The sequence below is a fragment of the Streptomyces sp. NPDC107562 genome, from assembly GCF_055657325.1.
This window is the reverse complement of the sequence record NZ_JBVKBE010000011.1, coordinates 109768-128886: the sequence shown is the minus strand read 5'-3', so window position 1 is coordinate 128886 and position 19119 is coordinate 109768. Positions and strand designations below refer to the sequence as shown.

The window sequence follows — 19119 nt, the reverse complement described above, 5'->3', positions numbered from 1 at the left end:
GGGCTTCGGAGGCTTGCCCACTGGAGGCGATCGAATCGACGCCGCCCCCGTCGCCGCGGTCGGCACCGCCTATTGGCGTTTCGTTCGTCGACGTACTGACAGCCTGTCGAACTCCGTCTTCGTCAGGTCGGGGGAAAGGGAGGGCGACCAGAGCGGTCGCGACAGTAACGCCAATCGCAAGCACTCGTCTGCGCACGACCCGTGCTCCCTTCTGGTCTGCTCGCTGTGAACGGTTCTATCGCTAGGGTCTGCCCGGCACCTCCAACGCTGGCTAGAGGTCTCTTGCCTACCCGGTGCGGGATGACGGTACGAAAGGGCGTTGGAAGGCAGCAAACAGTGGGTTAGCTGCTAACAAAGCGTAAGTGGCGGAGGGCTTCTGCGGCGAGGGAGCAGTCCGCCGGCAGGACGGAGCGGTTGGCGGGGTCCGGCCTCTAGGCAGGTGCGGCGGATCTGAGGCAGCAGGACGCTGGGCCACCGCCTGAACCGGATTGCGAGTTGGTGCGTGATAGCGGGTGAGCCGTGTTTGCCCTGACCACGGCGTTCGCCAAGCGGTGACGGGGCGGTCGGATACCAGGGTGGCGATGGCTTGGTACGTGTCGGGCAGGTGGTCGCGGCATTGGGTCCAGCGGTGGAGTTGCTTCCGGTTGCGGTTTTGAGGGGGAAGTTCCATCAGTTCCTTCCCCACCTCGATGAGCGGCGCCGTCGGATCTGCCTGGCCAGTGAGGCCGCTGCGCTTGGCCATGGCGGGATCACACTGGTTGCGGCTGCTTCAGGCGCCAGTGCGGCCACCATTGCTGCGGAGGCGCCCAGTTGTCCGAGCGTCCTTTGCCGGCCGGGCGGATCCGGGCTCCGGGAGCCGGCCGCAAACCACTGACGGTCACCGATCCCGGTCTGCAGCCCGCACTTGAAGCCCTGGTCGAGCCGCACACCCGGGGCGATCCGGTCTCGCCGTTGCGCTGGACCACGCTCTCGCTGCGGTCACTGGCCTCGACGCTGACCACTCAGGGCCGCCCGGTCAGCGCGACGGCCGTCGGACGCCTGCTGCGCGCGTCGGGATGCAGCCTGCAGGGCACCGCCAAAGCCACCGAAGGCGCCAGCTATCCGGACCCGGATGCCCAGTTCACGCATATGCTGGGCAACCGCGAGCGGCCCGTACGCACCTGGCGTCCGGGCAAGAACCCCATCCGCGTGGACCGCCACACCTTCATCCCGGTTCACCAGCGCGTCTCCCCGGCGAAGACCAGCCCGGTGGCCGTCGACGGCCAGGCCCTAAAGCTGCCCCCACCCGTGGTCCGCACCGATCGGCCGCGTGCCCTGCGCGTCCTGGTGCCCCTGCAAAGGCCGGGCACCGCGCCGTCGGAACCGCCGCTGGACTGGCGGCGGATCGTGACCCTTGCCCTCGGCCGTCCCGGAGGCGTCGAAGGCTGATGTGGTTCCCCTGGCCGACCCGCCGCCGACGGCTTCAGGCCCCCGGCGACCGCGCGATCACCGGCCCCGGAGCGGTCGCGCCCCTACCAGTGCGGTGAGGAACCCCTGGGACAGACGCGCGGCCGGATTCCCGGCGGCCGGTGCGGGCGGTCCGGCCTGTTCGCAGGCACGGACCACCGCTCGTACGTGGGAACCGGGGAAGGTGTCCGCGTAGGCCCTGCGGTCGTCGGCGGCGTAGGCGAGTGCCAGTGCGTCGCTCGAGGCCAGCGCGTGCGCCTCGGCGAAGGCGCGCGCGTTGGCGGTGCAGCTCAGCTCGGCGTACTCGTGACCGTAGGCGTCGGCCTCGGCCGGGGGCCGGCCGTGGGACAGCGCGTAGTCGCGGGCCCCCGCGTGGCCTTCGGCGTAGGCGGTCGTCCGGTCGTACGCGGCGGTGTGGACGTGGAGCAGGACCGGATGCAGCGCGGTCCGCCAGGCTTCCGGAGCGGCCGGCTGCCCCGCGGCCGCCCCGGTATGCAGACGGGCGAGTGAGGAGAACGGCACCGCCGCCGCGCCGGGCATCGTCTCGGCGAGGAGGGGCAGGACCGTGTGGCGGTGCCAGTCGTGGACCACCGACAGGCTGGAACCCACCGAAAGATCGGTGGCCGTGTCCTCCGCGTACCGCTCCTGGAGCAGCGCGTACAGACGAAGGACCCAGCCGTCGCGGACGTCGGTCGGCAACACGTCGTGGAGGGCGGTCGCAACTGGCCACAGCTCCACGGGAGATGCCGGGCCGAACCTGGGTTCGGCGTCCGGTGACCTCAACGCGGTCAGGAACCCCGCCGCCCCGTCGGTCGTGGAAGTCATGCGGTACCGCCCTCCTGTCCCCAGGGATCGATGAATTGCGCGGACTGAATCAGCGGTGCAGGGGCGTGCCCTCGACGGCGACCCGGCGGCCGAGCCGTGTGAGGGGGAAGTAGTCCCACACGGCGTGGTGCTGCACGCTGCGGTTGTCCCAGACCACCAGGGTGCGCGGCTGCCACCGCACGCGGCACTGCAGCAGTGGGGTGCGGGCTACGTGCGCGTACAGCATGCCCAGCAGGGTGTCGCTCTCGGTGCGGGAGAGCTGGGTGATGTGCGAGGTGTAGGGGGCGTTCACGAAGAGCAGCTCGCGGCCGTTCTCCGGGTGTCGGACGACGACGGGGTGCTCGGTGCGGGGCACGTCGTACTCGGCTGGAGGTGTCTGCCCGGCGGCGGTCCACGGCAGGGCGCCGTCGTGCAGGGCGGTCAGTCCGCCGAGGAACTCCTTCATCGCGGGGGAGAGCAGCTCGTAGGCGAGGTGCATGTTGGCGAACAGGGTGTCGCCGCCGCTGCCCCCGTCGGGAACGGTCGTGAGGTACAGCAAAGACCCGAGGGAGGGCGCCGGGTCCGCCGTACCGTCGGAGTGCCAGCCGTTGCCGGCCACGGCTCGCGAATTCTTGTCCGCGCTGATCTCCAGGATGTACGGGTCGGAACCCTCCACGGGGAGGGTGACCGGGTGCAGTTCACCGAAGACGCCCGCGAATTCCTTGTGCTGCTCGGGTGTGAGGTCCTGGTCGCGGAAGACGAGGACGTGGTGGGTCTGGAAGGCGTGCTTGACCTCCTTCTCCTGCTGGGGCGTCAGCTCCTGCGACAGGTCGAGGCCCGAGACCTCCGCGCCCAGCAGCGGGGTGAGGGGGCTGACCGAGAGGGTCTCGTACGGCTCGGCGGGCCGGGTGGTCAGGCGTTCGACGGCCTGAAGGGCGTACTGCTCCATGGGGACCTCCGGATGGGACGGGGTGGGGCAGAGGACTGGAACGGATGAGGGCGGGGCGGATCACAGTCCGCGGTCGAGGAGTTCGGCGACCACGAGGCGGCCGAAGGCGAGGTTGCCGTGGATCGTGTCGTTCGGCAGACAGAAGGCGGGGCGTTGCTCTCCCGAGCGGTCGGTCGCCCGGGCCCGCAGGTCGACGATCTCGACGCCGCGCGCGGTGACCTCGTCACGCACGACGTCCTGCGCGGCGTGGAACACCCGTGCGTCCGACATGTCGGGGACCCGCTGCGGCGGCATGACCGCCACCACCCGCAGACCGAGCGCGGCCGTGTGGTCGTAGAAGGCGAGCGCGCCGCGGATCATGGCACGCACCAGGGCCGAGAAGTACGCGCTGCGCAGGAAGGACTCCGGGAAGTCGCCGCGGCGGTCGCGGTGGACGTCCCAGTTCTGCCGGGTGGCCACCGTGTGGGCGCTGAACCCGAAGGTGCACACCAGCGGCACCGGCAGCCCGGCGAGCCCCTCGGCGCCCAGGGCGTCGAGGAACTCCCGGTAGAGCCGCTGTCCTTCGGGCGCGCGGAAGCGGATCTCGGTGCCGTCGGTGTCGAAGAAAGGGCCCAGAAAATCCCGGCCCGAACCGACCGGCCCGCCCGCGAAGGGCAGTCCGGCGGCCCGCGCTGCCTGACCGACGCAGGCCGCGTGGGAGTCACCGAGCAGGAGGAACCGGGCGGGGGCCGTAGTAGTCGAGGAGGGCGTCGTCACAGGCGTGGTCCTCTCCGCCGGCGGTGGGCGGCGGCTGCGGGGGAGTGTGCGGTGTGCGGGCCGGTTCGCCCCGCAGGGCCCGGAAGAAGTGCCCCATCACGAAGGCCACGCCCTCGGGACGGACGGTACGCAGGTTGGCCTCGAAGAAGCCCCGCCGGCCTCCGGAAGCCGGCGCGCCCGAGGTACCCGACGGGTCCCGGTCACCCGAAAGGGCCGGGAGGACCGGGAGCCCCGGCAGTCCCGTGACGATCTCGTACGACGGGAAGTAGTCGACGCGGTCGTCCTCGTCCGCGAGCTGCCCGGCCGCTGCTCGCAGCACCGACTTCGAGAAGGTGGTCGCGACCAAGGCGTGCCGTCCGGTGGCGGTGGCCGTCAGCGGCACAGGAGAGACCGTGAGGACCGTCCGCAGACCGGGGTTGACGCTCCGGGCCATGGCCAGCGCCGCCGCGAGGTCCTCGTGCACCTGCGAGACCGTGTGGTTGCGCAGGACGTACCGGCCGGCGTCGAAGGAACCGCGGACCGTCCCGGGGCACATCGGCAGCACGGTCTCCCGCTCCGTGTCGTGCCACGCCTCGGTCAGGCCGAGGGTGAAGACGAAGACCTCCGCCTCGGCCAGCGCGGTGCGCAGTGCGGCGAGGGTGACCTCGCGGGAGCGCAGCAGCACACCGGGCGAAGCAAACCCGTCCGGCTCCACCGTGGGCCGGTACGGGTCGTAGAAGCGCCCGTCCTCCTCCCAGACCTCCTTGGGGGGCATGCGGGAGCCGAGTGCCCAGGCGATCCACTGGCGCAGCGCCGCTGCGGTGTAGATGTTCCCCGTGCGAAAGGAGAACCGGCGGTAGCCGCGGGCCGATTGCTGCTCGGCGGTCAGTCCCGGGGGCGGCGGCTCGGCGTCGTACCAGTGCATGCCCTCCTCCAGCAGGGCGCGTCCGATGTGGCCGGCGAAGCAGGACCCCGCGGTGATGACGGGCGCGTCCTGCCCGATGGGCCACTTCGGCGTCCACAGGTCAGCGATGTCCAGCGGGTCCCGTTCGGCGACCGCGCTGCGCCAGAAGGAGCGCTCCGGCAAGCTCGTATAAGGGTGTGATGCCATCGGGGTGCCTCCTCAGGGCTGCCGGGTGGAGGGACCCGGGCCGGCGCCGAGTACGGCGGCGACGTCTCGCGCGTGCGGCACGGCGACGAGGCCGTAGTGGTCGGCGTCGACCCGGCGCACCAGCGAGGTCCGGGGCAGGTGCGCGTCCCAGGCGCCCGGCGGTGTCGGCCTTGGGGCGAGCACGGGGGTGTCCACCGGGCGTTCGGCGAGCCACAACGTGGTGGGTGTCGTCGTGATCCGCGGCAGCCGGTGCTCGGCCATGGCGGCCAGGTTGGCCCGGCAGCAGCGGGCGAGGCGCTCGGCGTACGCGCGGCCCGGATCGGTGAGGCCCTCGGCGCGGCTGCCGCCCAGCTCACGGGCGAAGACCTCGTCCACCTGTGCCTTGTCGTACGCGGCGAACTCCGTTCCGGCGCCGGGCGGCGGAGGGTCGAGAAGGTACAGGCCCGCGGCGGGCCGCCCCTCTCTTTCGGCGAGGGCCGCCATCGACAGGGCGGTCCACGCCCCGAACGACCAGCCTGCCAGCCGCAGCCGGTGACCCGCCTCGGGGAAGGCGGCCCGCACGGCCCGCAGATAGTCGGCGGCGCGGTCGGAGATCGACCGGGCGGGCAGCCGCGGGTCGCGCAGCGCCGGGTCGGGGATCAGACAGACCGTCAGTGCGCCGGGCAGGGCCGAGACCAGCGGCCGGTACGCCTGGATGTCGCCGCCGACCGGATGGACCAGGCACAGGACATCCTCGCCGGTGCCGCGCTGCCAGACCTCGACCTCTGCCTCGCCGCCCGACCGGGCGGGTTGACGGGCGCCGCCGCCCAGCTTCCCCAGGATTTCCGTGAGGGTCACGTGGTGGCCGAGGGCGGCTAGGTCGATGTCGGTGCCATGACGGCGTTTCACCTCCTCCAGCAGTTCGAGGAGGGTCAGCGAGTCGGCCCCCAGGTCGTACAGAGGGGCGTCGGGGTCGACGGTGTCGACGCCGAGCAGTTCGCACAGGACCTCGGTGAGGCCGGCCGCCGGTTCGCCCGAGAGGGCTCCCTCTGCCGCGGTCTCCCTCAAGTCTTCCGTCATGTCTTCCCGCGACCCGCTCCGGTGGGCGGCGGGCGTTGCCTCGTAGAAGTACCGGGCCTGCGGCAGAGGTGTCGTGCTGACCAACAGGTGCGGCAGTCGCAGGCTCAGGGCGTGGGCGAAGACCGCCGCGCCGTCCTCCGGGGTGAGCGCGACCTTCAGGTGTTCCTGGTGGCGGCTGTCACTAGCCAGCGCCTGCCGTGCCATGCCGACCTGGCCCCAGATGTCCCAGCCGATGCTCAACCGGACGGTCGCCCCGCCGCCCGACGGGGGTGTGTGGTGGGCGAAGGCGTCCAGGCAGGCGTTGGCCGCCGCGTAGTCGAACTGGCCGACCCCGCCGTGGTGGGCCGCCATCGACGAGCAGTAGGCCACGTACGCCGGGGCGTGGCGGGCCGCGAGCCGTTCGACGAGCAGGGCGCCGCGCAGCTTGGCCGCGGTGGCGCGGCGGGCCATGGCTGCCACCCGCCCGGCGAGGAGCGTGCCCGCGGCCGTGCCCGCCGCGTGCACGACACCGGTGAGGCCGTCCAGGTGCGGGGCGAGCCGGTCGGCGATCACGTCCAGGTCCTCCGCGGCGAGGTCGGCGCCGACCAGGGTCACACGGTCCCCGTACGGCCGTAGCCTCGACGGCACCTCGGTGCCGCGGGCGACCAGGACCACGCGGTTGGCGGGGTCCGTCAGCAGACGGGCCGCCAGCGTGGCACCGATGCCGCCGGTCCCACCGAGGATCAGGTGCGTTCCCGGTTCCGCCACCCGGTCGGCGGTGGACGGGAACGTGGGAGTGGGGACCGGCTGAAGCGGGCGATGCCACCAGTAGCCGTCGCGCAGGGCGACCACGCGCGGGGCGAGCGTGTCGTCACGCAGCAGTTCCGGCAGGTACGGTGCCCAGTCCGCCGGGTCGGGGCCGGGCAGGTCGATCCAGCGGGGGACCACCCCCAGTTCCTGGCGGGGTGTCTCGATGCCCGCCGCGAGGAGGCCGGCCAAGGGTGTGGCGACGGCGCCGGTGACGGGCTGTGCCCGGTGCGACAGCAGCCACACGCGGGGCCTCGAGACGTCCGGCAGGTCGGCCAGGGCCTTGCCCAGCGCGGCCACCGCGTCGAGGCAGACCCGCTGGGCGTCCTCCAGCGCGCGCTCGTCGACCCGGACGTCCAGGGACAGCGGCAGCGCGTGCAGCCAGTCGATGCCGCCGGCTCCGCCATCCGGCCGGCCGGCACCGACGCCGACCAGGGCGAGCAGGGCCGCGAGTTGGGCCGCGTCGCCGGGGTCGACCTCGTAACGGTCGTCGGCGAGTCGGGCGAGAGCCGTCGCGGGGCGCACCCGCACCACCCGTGTGTAGTGGTCTTCGAGGAACCGCCAGGCGTCCTCGCCGCTGTCACCCCGGGTGCCACCACCGATGTCCGCGGTGACGACGAGGGCGGTACGCCGTGCGGTACGGGACTCCGTGGGGCCGTCCGTCGGCGTCCCGGGGACGTCCACGGCGCCGACGGCCGTGTCCGGTTCCGAGGGAACACCGGTCCGGGTCCGGCGCAGCCGTGTCCACTGCGGCTGGTGCAGCCACTGATCGGCGGGCAGCCGCCGAGACGGCGGGCCGGCGTCGTCCGGAGCCGGCGCGGAGGCGGACGCGGGCGCGGCCCGGTCGGGGACGCGCGGGAAGTCGTACTCGGACAGGTCGAGAGCGGGCGGTGGGAAGTCCCAGGGCGCGCAAGTCGGTCCCTCGGGCCAGGCGACGGTGCGGCCGGCCGTCCAGGCCTCCGCGAGGTGACGCGGGTCGCCGCTGCGCACCGGCGCCTCCTCCCGGGCGGAGCGGACGGCGACCGGAGCGGCGATCGGCGCGGGCGCGCGCAGCCAGGCCGAGGCCGACGCGGCGTCCGGGCACAGCGCCGCCGCACGGTGACCGAGCGCGGGTCGCCCGGCTTGAAGGTGCCGCAGGACCTGCGGGTAGGCGGCGGGGTGCGCGTCCAGGTAGTCGGCGATGCGGCGCCCGTCGGCACGCAGGGCGGCCTCGCTGCTCGCGGAGAGCATGACGCACGGCACAGCGGGCGCTGTGGCGGCCGTGGCAGTGGGTGTGGCGGTGCCGGGCGCCGGTCCGGCCGGCCGGTCGGCGGGGTGTTCCAGAAGCAGGTGCGCATTGGTTCCGCCGATCCCGAAACTGCTGACGGCGGCCACGCGGGGCACGTCCCGGGGCCAGGGTTCGGCCGTCACCGGCACCCGGAACGGTCCCGCGTCGATCTCCGGGTTGAGGCGGTCGAAGTCAGCGGTGGGCGGGACCACCCCGTGGTGGACGGCGAGCACGGCACGGACCATGCCGACGACGCCCGCGGCGGCGCCCAGGTGCCCGATCTGGCTCTTGACGGAGGACAGCGCCACGCCCGCGTCGTCCGCCAGACCGTATGCGTCGCGCAGCGCGGCGGCCTCCACCGGGTCGCCCAGGGCGGTGCCGGTGCCGTGCGCCTCCACATAGCCGATGTCGGTTCCCGTACGGCCGCTGCGGCGCAGGGCGGCGCGGATCGCGGCCCGTTGGCCGGAGCGGGCGGGCGCGCTGTAACTGAGCTTGTCCGAGCCGTCGTTGTTGATGCCGGACCCCGTGACGACCGCGTACACCGTGTCGCCGTCGCGGCGGGCGGCGGCGAGGGGTTTCAGGACGACCACACCGGTGCCGCTGGCCCCCACGGTGCCCGCGGCGTCCGCGCTGAACGGCCGGCAGTGCCCATCGGGGGAGAAGATGTGCTGCGGCCGGTAGGTGTAGCCGCCGGTAAGTTCGGTGTCGACGAGGACACCGCCGACGAGCATGACCTCGGCGTCGCCCTGGCGCAGCAGCCCCGCCGCGAGGTGCACGCCGACGAGCGAACTGGAGCACGCCGACTGCACGGTGAAGGCGGCTCCGGTCAGCCCCAGGTGGTAAGCCGCCTTGGTGGCCAGGAAGTCCTTCTCGTGGTGCAGGGCCAGCCGGAAGGCGTCGGGCAGCACGTTCGGATCGCCCTCGCGCAGCATGTTCTGGAAGTAGGTGTTCTCCCCGCATGCCGCGATCAGCCCCACCCGCCGGCCGGCCGGGTCGCCGATACCGGCGTGGGCGAGCGCCTCGACGCAGCTCATGAGCAGGTGGCGCTGCTGCGGGTCCATCAGCCGGGCCTCGGCCGGGCTGATGGAGAAGCGCCCCGCGTCGAAGGCGAGGAGCCCCTCCATCTGGCTGCGGGCACCCACCCGGCCGTCCGCCGCGGGGAAGTGCTCGATGCCACGGCGGCCGGAGGCCACGAGGTCCCAGAAGGCGGCCAGGTCGGGCGCGCCCGGCAGCCGCACGGCCATGCCGATGACCGCGATGGGCTCGTCGGCGGCCTCGGGGGCCGGTCGGACCGTGGCTGTGTCCGGGGCCGGTCGTAGCACGTCGGCTTCCCGGCCGGGTCGGATCGCGCCGCTGTCCCCGTCCGCTGCGGCCATGCCCGTCACCCGGCCCGGCAGGGCCCCGCCCGCCGCCCCGTCCGGTCGTACCGCCACGCGATCCGCCGCGTCGTGCCCTGCGTGTCGCCCCTCCAGGAAACCGGCGAGGGCGCGGAGCGTGACGTGTTCGAAGAGATCCGGTACGGAGAAGGAGAGCCCGTCCTCGCCCGCGCAGGCGAGCTGGAACCGCATGAGGTCCAGGCTGGTGGCGCCGGCGTCGAAGTACCGCTGGCGCACGCCGACCGGTCTGCCGGTGACGTCCTCGAACAGCGCCGTCAGACGCTTCTCCAGTGGTGACAGGTCGGCGGCGGCCGGTTCTCCCTGGCGCAGATCGTGACCAGGGGCGGTCAGCGTCGCGCGCCGGTCCAGCTTGCCGCTCGGGGTGCGTGGCAGCGCGGTCACGCGACGGAAGCGGGCGACGCGGACATGAGCAGGCAGCAGCGCCGACAGATGGTCCGCGAGCTTGGCCGGATCGGGGTCGTCGCCCCGGCACTCCAGCGCGGCGACCAGGCGGCCGTCCACCACGGCCGCGACCGCGTTGACCACGCCCGGGTACTGAAGGATCGCAGCCTCGACCTGCCCCAGCTCCAGCCGGTGACCGGCGAGTTTGATCTGGGCGTCGTCCCGCCCCGCGTAGTGGAGCAGTCCCCGCGTGTCGAAGCGGGCGAGGTCGCCCGTCCGGTACAGCACGCCAAGCTCGGGGTCGTCGGTGAAGCGCTCGCGGTGCGCGGCCTGGTCACCGAGGTAGCAGCGGCCCGCCATGGGCCCGCCGATCAGCAGTGCGCCGGTGGCCCCCGGCGCAGCGGGGAGACCGCTGCCGTCCACCACGCGAAGGACCGCGCCCGCCACGGGCCGCCCGATGGCGGGGCGCAGCGGCCAGTCTGCCGGGTCGCCCTCCAGGCACAGGGCGCTGACGACATGCGTCTCGGTGGGGCCGTAGTGGTTGAACAGACGCGCACCGGGCAGTCCGGCGAACCAGCGGCGGATCGCGTCGGTGCACACCAACTGCTCTCCGGCGGTGATGACTTCGCGCAGGCGTGACGGGTACCGCCCGGTGCGGACACCGTGTTCGGCGAGCAACTGGAGCGCCACGTACGGCAGGAAGATGCGCTCCACCGCCGCCGACTCCAACTGTTCGAGCAGGGCCGGCGCGTCGTGCCGCCAGCCAGGTTCGACCAGATGCAGCAGGCCCCCGGAGCACAGCGTGGTGAAGATCTCCTGGAAGGAGACGTCGAAGGAGAGCATCGAGAACTGCTGGGTACGGGTCGGCCGGTCCAGTCCGCCCGCGACGCGCTGCCAGGTCAGCAGGTTGCACAGGGTCCGGTCGGGGACCTGGACGCCCTTGGGGGCGCCGGTGGAGCCCGACGTGAAGAGCGTGTACAGCGGACGCAGCCCCTCGTGCGTGTACGGCGCGGGAACCGCGGCGGGTGTGTCGGCGAGGGTGACGACGTGGCGCGGGAGCGACGGCGGCGCGAGGGTCTCCAGGACACCGAGGTCCGGCCGGGTCACCAGCACGCACAGGGGATCCGCCTGGTCGAGCACGTGTCGCAGCAGGGCCGGCGGATAGGCCGGGTCGAGGGGGACGACGGTCACGCCCAGTCGAGCGGCGGCCAGCAGCGCCACGATGTGCTCGACGGAGGGCGGGAGGTAGAGCGCGACGGACGCCGGAGCGGCGGGGTCGGCCGGCAGCGGATGGCGGGCGCGCAGATCGGTTGCCAACGCATCGGCACGCGCGTCGAGTTCTGCGTACGTGAGGGTCGTCCCGCCGTCCGTGAGGGCCGGGGCGTGCGGGGTGGCGGCCACCTGCCGGGCGAAGCCGTCGGCAACGGTCGCGAAATCGGGGACGAGCTCCTCGCCCCGGCCGGTGTCGGGCAGACCGCGGCGGTGGTCGGCGATCAGCTCGTGCAAGGTGACGTCGTCGCCGTCGGTCAAGTGGTCCAGGCACCGGCGGAACAGCCGCGCCGCCGCCTCGGCGCGTTCGGCGCCGAGGTCGTCGCGGTACTCCCACAGGCAATCGAAGCCGGACTCGTGCTCGACGACGGACAGGGTGAGCGCGCACTTGGCGCCCAACGGCTCGAGCCACACGGGCCGGACCTCGCAACCGTCCAGCCGCAGCGCGGAGAAGTCGGTGTTCTCCAGGACGAACAGATAGTCGAAGAGAGGGGCGCGTTCGCGGAGCACCGGATCGGACAACAGGTCAGCCAGGGCCACCTCCTGGTCCTCCAGGACGTCCCGGACGGTGTCGGCGTGCGAGGCGAGCTGGGCGGCCAGACCCTCGCGGGGGCGCAGCTCCAGCTGCAGGAGCACGGTGTTGGCGAACATGCCGACGGCATCGGCGAACTCGGGCCGCGACCGGCCGGAGACCGGCGACGCGACGAGCGGACGCTCCTGGCCGGTCACGCCGTACACGCTCGCGGCGAACGCGGACACCAGCAACTGGAAGCGGGTCAGCCCACGTTCGGCGGCGAGCCGGTCAAGGGCGGCCCGGCGGACCAGGTCGAGGGAGGTCCGCAGCAGCCTCGCCCGGGGCCGGACAGCCACCTCCTTCGAGGCGGGCAGGACGGGCGACAGCTCGCCGTCACGGCCGTAGCGCTCACCGAGCCGGGCCCGTCGCCGTCCGTACGCGGGGCTCGCCTGCCACTCCCGCTGCCATCGCGCGAACTCCAGCGGCGTGGACGCGGACGCGGTGCCGGGCAGGCCCGACTCGCCCCGCAGCGCGGCGGAGTAGGCGTCGGCGAGGTCGCGGAAGAGGAGGTTGAGCGACCAGCCGTCCACGGCGACGTGGTGCAGGTGCAGCAGGAGCACCCCCTCGTCCGGACCGCCCACCCACGCGGCGCGCAGCATACGGGTGTCCGTGAGGTCGAAGTGGTGGTCGAAGAACCGGTCGGCGAGGCTTTGCCACCCCTCGCCCTCACTGCCGTCGAAGTCCCGCGCATCCAGGGCGTCGTCGTCGAGCGGCTCCCAGGGGTCGTACGGGTCGCCCGCCCGCTGGCGCAGCCCGTGCGGGGTTGGGACCAGTCGCGTACGCAGGGCCGCGTGCCGTTCCACCAGCCCGCGCACCGCCCGGCGCAGGGCCGCCCGGTCGACGCCGCCCCGGAGGCGGAAGACGAGCGGTACGTCGTAGGCGCGGTCCTCGGGGTCCCGCTGGTGCAGGAACCAGAGGCGTTCCTGCTCCCTGGTGGCCGGCGCGGTCGGTTCGCCTGAGGCGGCGGGCACGGGTGGGTGCTCGCCGGTCGCGGCGTCCTGGGCGTGCACGGCCTCGGCGAGGGCGGCGAAGTCGGCGGTGAGCACCAGGCTCTGCGGCAGGTCGACGTGGAAACGCCGCATGACCTCGAAGCGGAGGCGCAGCGCCTTCAGGGAGTCACCGCCGTGCGGTATCCACCGGTCCTCGGGGCGCAGGCCGGACACTCCGAGGATGTCCTCGGCGAGGTCGAGTACGGGCCGCTGCTCGTCGCTGACGCGTCCCTCGCTCTCGTACGAGCGCCGCCACGGTGCCGGGGCGTCGCGCAGCAGCGCCTCCCGGTCGACCTTGCCGTTGGCGGTGAGCGGCAGTTCCGGTACGAGATGGGTGTGGTGGGGCCGCATGTACGGGGGCAGCCCGGTCGTGAGGTGCCGGTCGTAGGCGTCGAAGGAGAGGTCGCCGGGATCTCCGCCCGGGACGACGAAGGCGAGCAGTTCGTTGCGGCCGGCCTCGTCGCGGCGGGTGCACACGTACGCCTGGCGCACGTCAGGGTGGGCGAGGACGCGTCGCTCCACCTCGCCGGGCTCGATGCGGAAGCCGCGCACCTTGACCTGGCGGTCGGCCCGGCCGACGTAGGTCACCCGTCCCTCGGTGTCCCGGCGCACGAGGTCGCCCGTGCGGTACCAGCGCTCCTCGCCGCCCGCCTCGCCCTCCGGTGCCGGCAGCATGACGAAGCTCTGCTCGGTCTGCCTGGGCAGGTTGCGGTAACCCCGGGCCAACGCGGGACCCGCGAGGAGCAGTTCGGCGATCTCGTCCGGCTCCGCGGTGCGTCCGTCCTCGGTGCGCAGCAACGTGCGCGTGCCGGTCAGCGGGGTGCCGAGGGGGACGGTGGCGCCCGCGAAGTCCCGGGGGATCGGATGGCAGAGGGCGAAGGTGGTCGCCTCCGTGGGCCCGTACACGTTGTGCAGGACGGTGCGTGAGGCGGTGTTGGCCGCGTACCACCGGCGTATCAGCTGCGCGTCGAGCTGCTCGCCGCCGACGAGGACCTGGGCGACGGTGGCGAAACAGTCGGGCACCCTCTCGACGACGGTGTTGAACAGCGCGACCGTGATGAACAGTGTGTCGATGCGCCGGTCCGTCAGCGCCCCGGCCAGCCGATGCGGGCTGTGCACCTGCTCGTCGTCGAGGATCACGCAGACACCGCCGGTCAGCAGCGGTGCCCAGACTTCGAAGCTGAGGGCGTCGAAGGCAGGGTTGGACAGGCAGGCGTACCGGGCGCCGGGCCGCAGGTCGATGTAACCGGGCTCGGCGAGGCGCAGCACGCCCGCGTCGGTGACCTCGACGCCCTTGGGGCGGCCCGTGCTGCCGGAGGTGTAGAAGACGAATCCCGTCCCGGTGTCCCCGGTGTCCGCCGACGCCTTCGCGGGCGGTTCGGTCCGGGCCTCCCGCACCGCGTCCGGTTCCTCTTCGCGCAGGAGCAGGTCGGCGTCGAGGGTGAGGAACTCTCGCCCGACATCGGGGAGTTCGTCGTAAACGACGGCGACGGCGCCCGAGTCGTCGAGGATGTGCCGCTGCCGGTCGGACGGGCTGAGCCGGTCCAGGGGGACGACGGTGGCACCGGCGCGACGGATGCCGAGCATCACGCACACCAGCCGCCAGGAACGCGGCAGGCAGACGGCGACGGCCTGCCCCGGACCCACCCCGAGATCGCGCAGCCGCGTGGCCACCCGGCTACTGAGGCGGTCGAGGTCGGCGTGGTCGAGCAGGTGCGTGTCGTCCTCGACGGCGACGGCGGACGGGGTGCGCCGGGCCCGGGCGAGCACCGCGTCGGCGAGAGCGGAGGCCGACCGGCTCGGGGACGCGCCGGCGGAAGGGGAGGTGACGTCGGTGTTCATCGGGCTCCCGCCACGGGGAGGGCAGCGGCGGACGCCGGCGCGGACCGGTGTCCGTGGTGGGCCAGTTCCGCCGTCAACAGGGCACCGACACGAACCGCTTCGGGGCCTTCGAGGATCTCCCAGTGGTCACAGGCGAGGGTCTCGACCTGGAAGTCCCCCTCGGCCCGCCGCCGCCAGAAGGCACGGACCTCGGCGTGGAACGGCGTGTCGTCACCGTCCGGCACGGCCTGGGCCAGGACCAGGCGGGTCGGGGAGGCGGTGGGCAGGTACTCCCGGGCCGTCGACCGGTTGTGGTTGTACAGCCGGAAGTAGCGCTCGATCTGCGCGTCGTCGATGCCGGGATACATCCCGTTGAACCTCACCAGCTTGTCGCGGAACTCCGCCTCGTCGACGGCGGTGATCGCCGCACGGGCCGCGGCGTCGTCGGTGGCCTGGGTGTCGAGGAGGACGACACTGACGTCACGGCGCCCGGCCCGGCCGAGGATCTCCCCCATCCGGTGGGCGACCAGACCCCCGTAGGACAGGCCGGTCAGCACGACCGGGCCGTCGTCCATCGGGCCGATAAGGCGTAGATACTCCTCCGCCATGGCCTCCACCGTGGGCAGGACCTCCTCGCCGGGGTTCACGCCCGGCGACTGGATACCGTAGAGCCCCGCCTCGGCGGGCAGATGCTCGGCCAGCGGCAGGTAGCAGAACGCGGTGCCCCCGGCCGGGTGGACGCAGACCACCCGCGGCCCCACGCCACGCCGGAACTCGATGAGACTGCCCGGGGCGGAGTCGGTGCCGTCCTCGCGCAGCAGCGCGGCGAGCGCCTCGATCGTGGGCCGCGTCATGACCTCGGCCACCGGCAGATGCCGGCCGAACGCCACCGTGACGGCGTGGGCCATCTTGATGGCCGACAGGGAAGTGCCGCCCACCTCGAAGAAGTCGTCGCTGACGCCTATGTCCGGCTGAAGCAGCACGCTCCGCCATATCCGGTACAGGGCGTGCTCGACGTGGTCGCGCGGGCTGGCGGTGTTGACCTGCGTGGAGGTCCGCTCGTGGGCCAGTGCCAGCAGGGCGGCACGGTCGACCTTGCCGCTGCGGTTGAGCGGCAGGGCGTCGAGGTCGACCACGACGGCCGGGATCATGTAATCGGGCAGACGGCGGGAGAGCGCGGCGCGCCAGTCGCCGGCGGCACGCGCCGGTGCCGTACCCCGACCGACCCCGGCGACCAGCCGGGCCTGCCCCGCGGCGTCGCGGTCGGCGAGGACCACGGCCTCCCGGACACCGGGGAGTGCCATGAACGCCGCCTCGACCTCCGCCGGTTCGATCCGGAACCCGCGCAGCTTGACCTGATCGTCCGCGCGCCCCGCGTAGACCGCCTCGCCGTCCGGCTGCCGCCTGGCCAGGTCACCGGTTCGGTAGATCCGCTCGCCGGGAACGAACGGGTCGGGCAGGAAACGCTCCCCGGTGAGGTCGGGGCGGTTGAGGTAGCCCCGGGCGAGCGAGGACCCGCCGAGGTAGACCTCTCCCACCACGCCCGGCGGCACGGACCGCATCCGGTCGTCGAGCAGGTAGAGACGGGTGCCGGGCAGCGGGCGGCCGATGGGGCAGGGACGCTCCAGCGGACGCGGCGCGTAGTAGGCGGTGCTGTACAGCGTCGCCTCGGTGGGCCCGTAGCCGTAGCAGATTCGCAGGCCGGGCAGGTGCAAGGTCATGCGGTGCAGGGCGGCCTCGGTGAGCGACTCCACTCCGGTGAGCAGCTTGCGCAGCGCCAGCCCGCGCAGCCGTACGGCGGGGTCCTCGTCGATCCACCTGACGTAGGCCGGCGGCAGGAACGCTTGGGTCACCTGTCGCTCGCGCAGCCAGGCCAGCAATGCCTGCGGGTCTCCGCGCAGCGCCTCGGGGACGAGGTGCAGGACACCGCCGGTGGTCAAGGGGAGCAGTAGTTCATGGATGGAGGCGTCGAAGCCGATGCTGGACCAGGCCGAACCGGCCTCGCCGGGGGCCGTGCCCATGCGGTCGTGCCAGGTGGCGAAGAGGTTGAGGACACTGCGGTGCTCCACCGCGACACCCTTGGGCCGGCCCGTGGACCCGGAGGTGAAGATCACGTACGCCGTGCGGTCCGGCGCGCGGTCGGTGTCGGACGGCGGCCGCTCGCTCTCCGCTCCCTCGGCTTCGACGGCGGCGAGCGCGAGCCAGCCCTCCGGCCGGTCCGTGTCGTCGCCCTGGTCGCTCAGTACGACGCGGCAGGCGGCGTCATCAACCATGCCGGCGAGCCGCTCGCGGGGCTGCCCGGGGTCCAGTGGAAGGTAGGCGGCGCCCGCCTTGAGGATGCCCAGGATGCCGACGACGAGGTCGCAGGACCGTCCGGCGTGCAGGCCCACCACGTCACCGGGACGCACGGACCTGGCAGCGAGGGCGTGCGCCAGCCGGTTGGCGCGGCGGTCGACGGTCGCGTAATCGAGTGACCTCTCGCCGTCGACCACCGCCGTCAGTTCCCCACGCGCCCGTGCCTGTGCCTCGAACAGCGCCGCGATCCCGGACGCCGACCGCAGGGCGAGGGCGACCGGATCGACCTCCGCATCGGCAACCGCCGGAGCGTTCTCCGGCTCCCTGTCGCCCGACGGCGTGGCGTCGCCCTCGCGCACCAGCCGCCGCGACTCCTCCGGGTCCATCAGTTCCAGATCCCGGATGCCGCGGTCGGGACGGTGGGCCATGTCGGTCAGCAGCCGCTGCAGATACTGCGCCCAGCGCCGCGCGGTGGCGTCGTCGAACAGGGCTGTGGCGTAGTCGAGATGGCCGAGCAGGCGCCCCTCGGACTCGGTCACCGACAGGGCGAGATCGAACTTGGCAGGGGCGTCGGCGATCGGCAGCGGCTGGGTATCGATGCCGGGCAGGTCCAGCAGGTTCCGGCGGTCCGGGACCCAGGCCAGCATGGTCTGGAACAATGGGGTGTGAGCGGCGCTGCGAGGCGGTTTGGCAAGCTCGACGATGCGTTCGAAGGGCAGGTCCTGGTGGGCCAGTGCTTCGCGGACGACGGCCCGAGTGCGGGCGAGCGCCTCGGCTGCGGTCGGGGCCCCTGACAGATCGACGCGCAGCGGAAGCGAGTTGACCAGGAAGCCGATGAGGTCGGCCGCGCCGGGTCCGCGCCGGTTCGCCACCGGACTGCCGACAACGATGTCGTCCTGGCCGGACAGGCGGGAGAGCAGGCTGATCCAGCCGGTCAGCACCGCCACGAACGGGGTGGCACTGTGCGCCCGGGCCAGCGCACGGAGCGCCGAGAGCACGTCCGCGTCCAGTGCGAACTCGACCCGGCCCCCTTCGTACCGCTGCTCCACCGGACGCGGCCGGTCGGTCGGCAGATCGAGAACGGGCGGCGCGTCCGACAGCGCCTGCTCCCAGTAGTGTTCCTGGTCCGCCAGGGCACCGGCCAGTACCGCCTCGCGCTGGGCTCGCGCGTGGTCGGCGTACTGCGTGACGAGCGGTGCCAGGGGAACCGTGTCGTTCGCACGCAAGGCCGCGTAGAGCAGGCCGATTTCCCGCATCATGACGTTCATCGACGCGCCGTCATAAACACTGTGATGGAACGTCAGGAGCAGCACGTGGCGCTCGGGGGCCAGACTCAGCAGGCGGCCGCGCCCGAGGGGACCGGCCTCCAGGTCGAACTCCTGTCCCGCTTCCCGGCGTTGTACGGCAGTGACCTGGGCGTCGGGGTCGGCGAGGCCGCTGAGGTCCTGCGAGGTCAGCGCGAAGCCGGTGCCGGGCGGATCGATCAGCTGCTGGACACTCCCAGCCTCGACCACCAGCCGGGTGCGCAGCGTCTCGTGGCGATCACTGAGCGCGTCCAGAGCCCTGGCCAGCGCCCGGTGGTCGAGCGGGCCGGTGAGCGAGAGCGCCACGGTCTCGTTGTACGCGGCGTTCGCACCGGGCAACTGTGCCAGGAACCAAAGGCGTTGCTGGGCGAAGGAGGCCGGCCGGGCCTTGGGGGTGTCCTCGGCGCGGTTGTCGGAGTCCGCGCACGGGCGGGGCGCGGGGAAGGAGGTGGGGGTGTGCTGCACCGGCTTACCTGGTCTTCCCGTCAGAGGGGACTGGGGGAGGGGAGGGACACGGCGGCCCGGGATCACCGGACGGCCGGGGGGCCGAGAAGAGCGCGCGCCCAGTGTCGGGGGACTGAGGGAGCGCGGGAGCATGCAGGAGGAGGGGGTGTCGGCTCGTTGTTGAGCGGTCGTGAGGGATATGACGGAAGAAATGCTGGCCGGTGATCCGCTCTCAGGAGAAAGGATGGTGGGATTGCGGTTCGCCGTAACACTTCGCGATGCATTGGTGATGATCAGTCACTGCTCAGGCGCATGTCAACACTTGACTTTCCGCAGTGCCCTCACGTAGCCGCAGGGCTGCCCCTTCTGTCGCCTCGCGCCGGGCGCTCGTGCAGATCAGCCCAGGTCATGGCGGGTGACGGCCCTCCAGGCTCATCATGTGGGCCGGCGAACGACGACCCTCCGGCCGCGGCACCCTCTTCGGACGG

At 72.9% G+C, this 19119-nt stretch carries 6 protein-coding genes and 1 pseudogene; 1 reads left to right on the top strand and 6 read right to left on the bottom strand.

Going from position 1 to position 19119, the window contains the following annotated elements:
* Window positions 1–616 precede the first annotated feature (616 nt).
* A pseudogene (locus ACZ7LV_RS27315) lies at window positions 617–1128 on the top strand (ISAzo13-like element transposase-related protein); the annotation flags it as partial.
* A 357-nt stretch (window positions 1129–1485) separates the two neighbouring features.
* Here ACZ7LV_RS27315 and ACZ7LV_RS27310 read toward each other — a convergent pair.
* Genes ACZ7LV_RS27310 through ACZ7LV_RS27285 form a run of 6 tightly spaced genes read right to left on the bottom strand, consistent with a single transcriptional unit; the run spans window position 1486 to window position 18652 of the window.
* Window positions 1486–2271, bottom strand: a complete 786-nt coding sequence (locus ACZ7LV_RS27310) for a hypothetical protein (protein ID WP_471942982.1) — start codon at window positions 2269–2271, stop codon at window positions 1486–1488.
* 49 nt (window positions 2272–2320) lie between these two features.
* Complete coding sequence (locus tag ACZ7LV_RS27305) at window positions 2321–3199, bottom strand: TauD/TfdA dioxygenase family protein (protein ID WP_471942981.1); 879 nt, start codon at window positions 3197–3199, stop codon at window positions 2321–2323.
* A gap of 60 nt (window positions 3200–3259) precedes the next feature.
* Window positions 3260–3955 (bottom strand): hypothetical protein, encoded by a 696-nt coding sequence (locus ACZ7LV_RS27300; RefSeq protein ID WP_471942979.1) that lies wholly within the window; start codon window positions 3953–3955, stop codon window positions 3260–3262.
* Window positions 3900–5045 carry a GSCFA domain-containing protein gene (locus ACZ7LV_RS27295; RefSeq protein ID WP_471942978.1) on the bottom strand — a complete coding sequence of 382 codons (1146 nt, stop codon included), beginning with the start codon at window positions 5043–5045 and terminating at the stop codon, window positions 3900–3902. The genes ACZ7LV_RS27300 and ACZ7LV_RS27295 overlap by 56 nt, the downstream gene beginning before the upstream one ends.
* A 12-nt stretch (window positions 5046–5057) precedes the next feature.
* Complete coding sequence (locus tag ACZ7LV_RS27290) at window positions 5058–14609, bottom strand: amino acid adenylation domain-containing protein (protein WP_471942976.1); 9552 nt, start codon at window positions 14607–14609, stop codon at window positions 5058–5060.
* Window positions 14606–18652 (bottom strand): non-ribosomal peptide synthetase, encoded by a 4047-nt coding sequence (locus tag ACZ7LV_RS27285; RefSeq protein WP_471942974.1) that lies wholly within the window; start codon window positions 18650–18652, stop codon window positions 14606–14608. The genes ACZ7LV_RS27290 and ACZ7LV_RS27285 overlap by 4 nt, the downstream gene beginning before the upstream one ends.
* Between the last annotated feature and the right edge of the window lie 467 nt (window positions 18653–19119).

Excerpts from the sequence above, each read along its gene's own strand:
- ACZ7LV_RS27290 (WP_471942976.1), bottom strand. The coding sequence starts at position 14,609 with ATGAACACCGACGTCACCTCCCCTTCCGCCGGCGCGTCCCCGAGCCGG.
- ACZ7LV_RS27310 (WP_471942982.1), bottom strand. The coding sequence starts at position 2,271 with ATGACTTCCACGACCGACGGGGCGGCGGGGTTCCTGACCGCGTTGAGG.
- ACZ7LV_RS27295 (WP_471942978.1), bottom strand. The coding sequence starts at position 5,045 with ATGGCATCACACCCTTATACGAGCTTGCCGGAGCGCTCCTTCTGGCGC.
- ACZ7LV_RS27305 (WP_471942981.1), bottom strand. The coding sequence starts at position 3,199 with ATGGAGCAGTACGCCCTTCAGGCCGTCGAACGCCTGACCACCCGGCCC.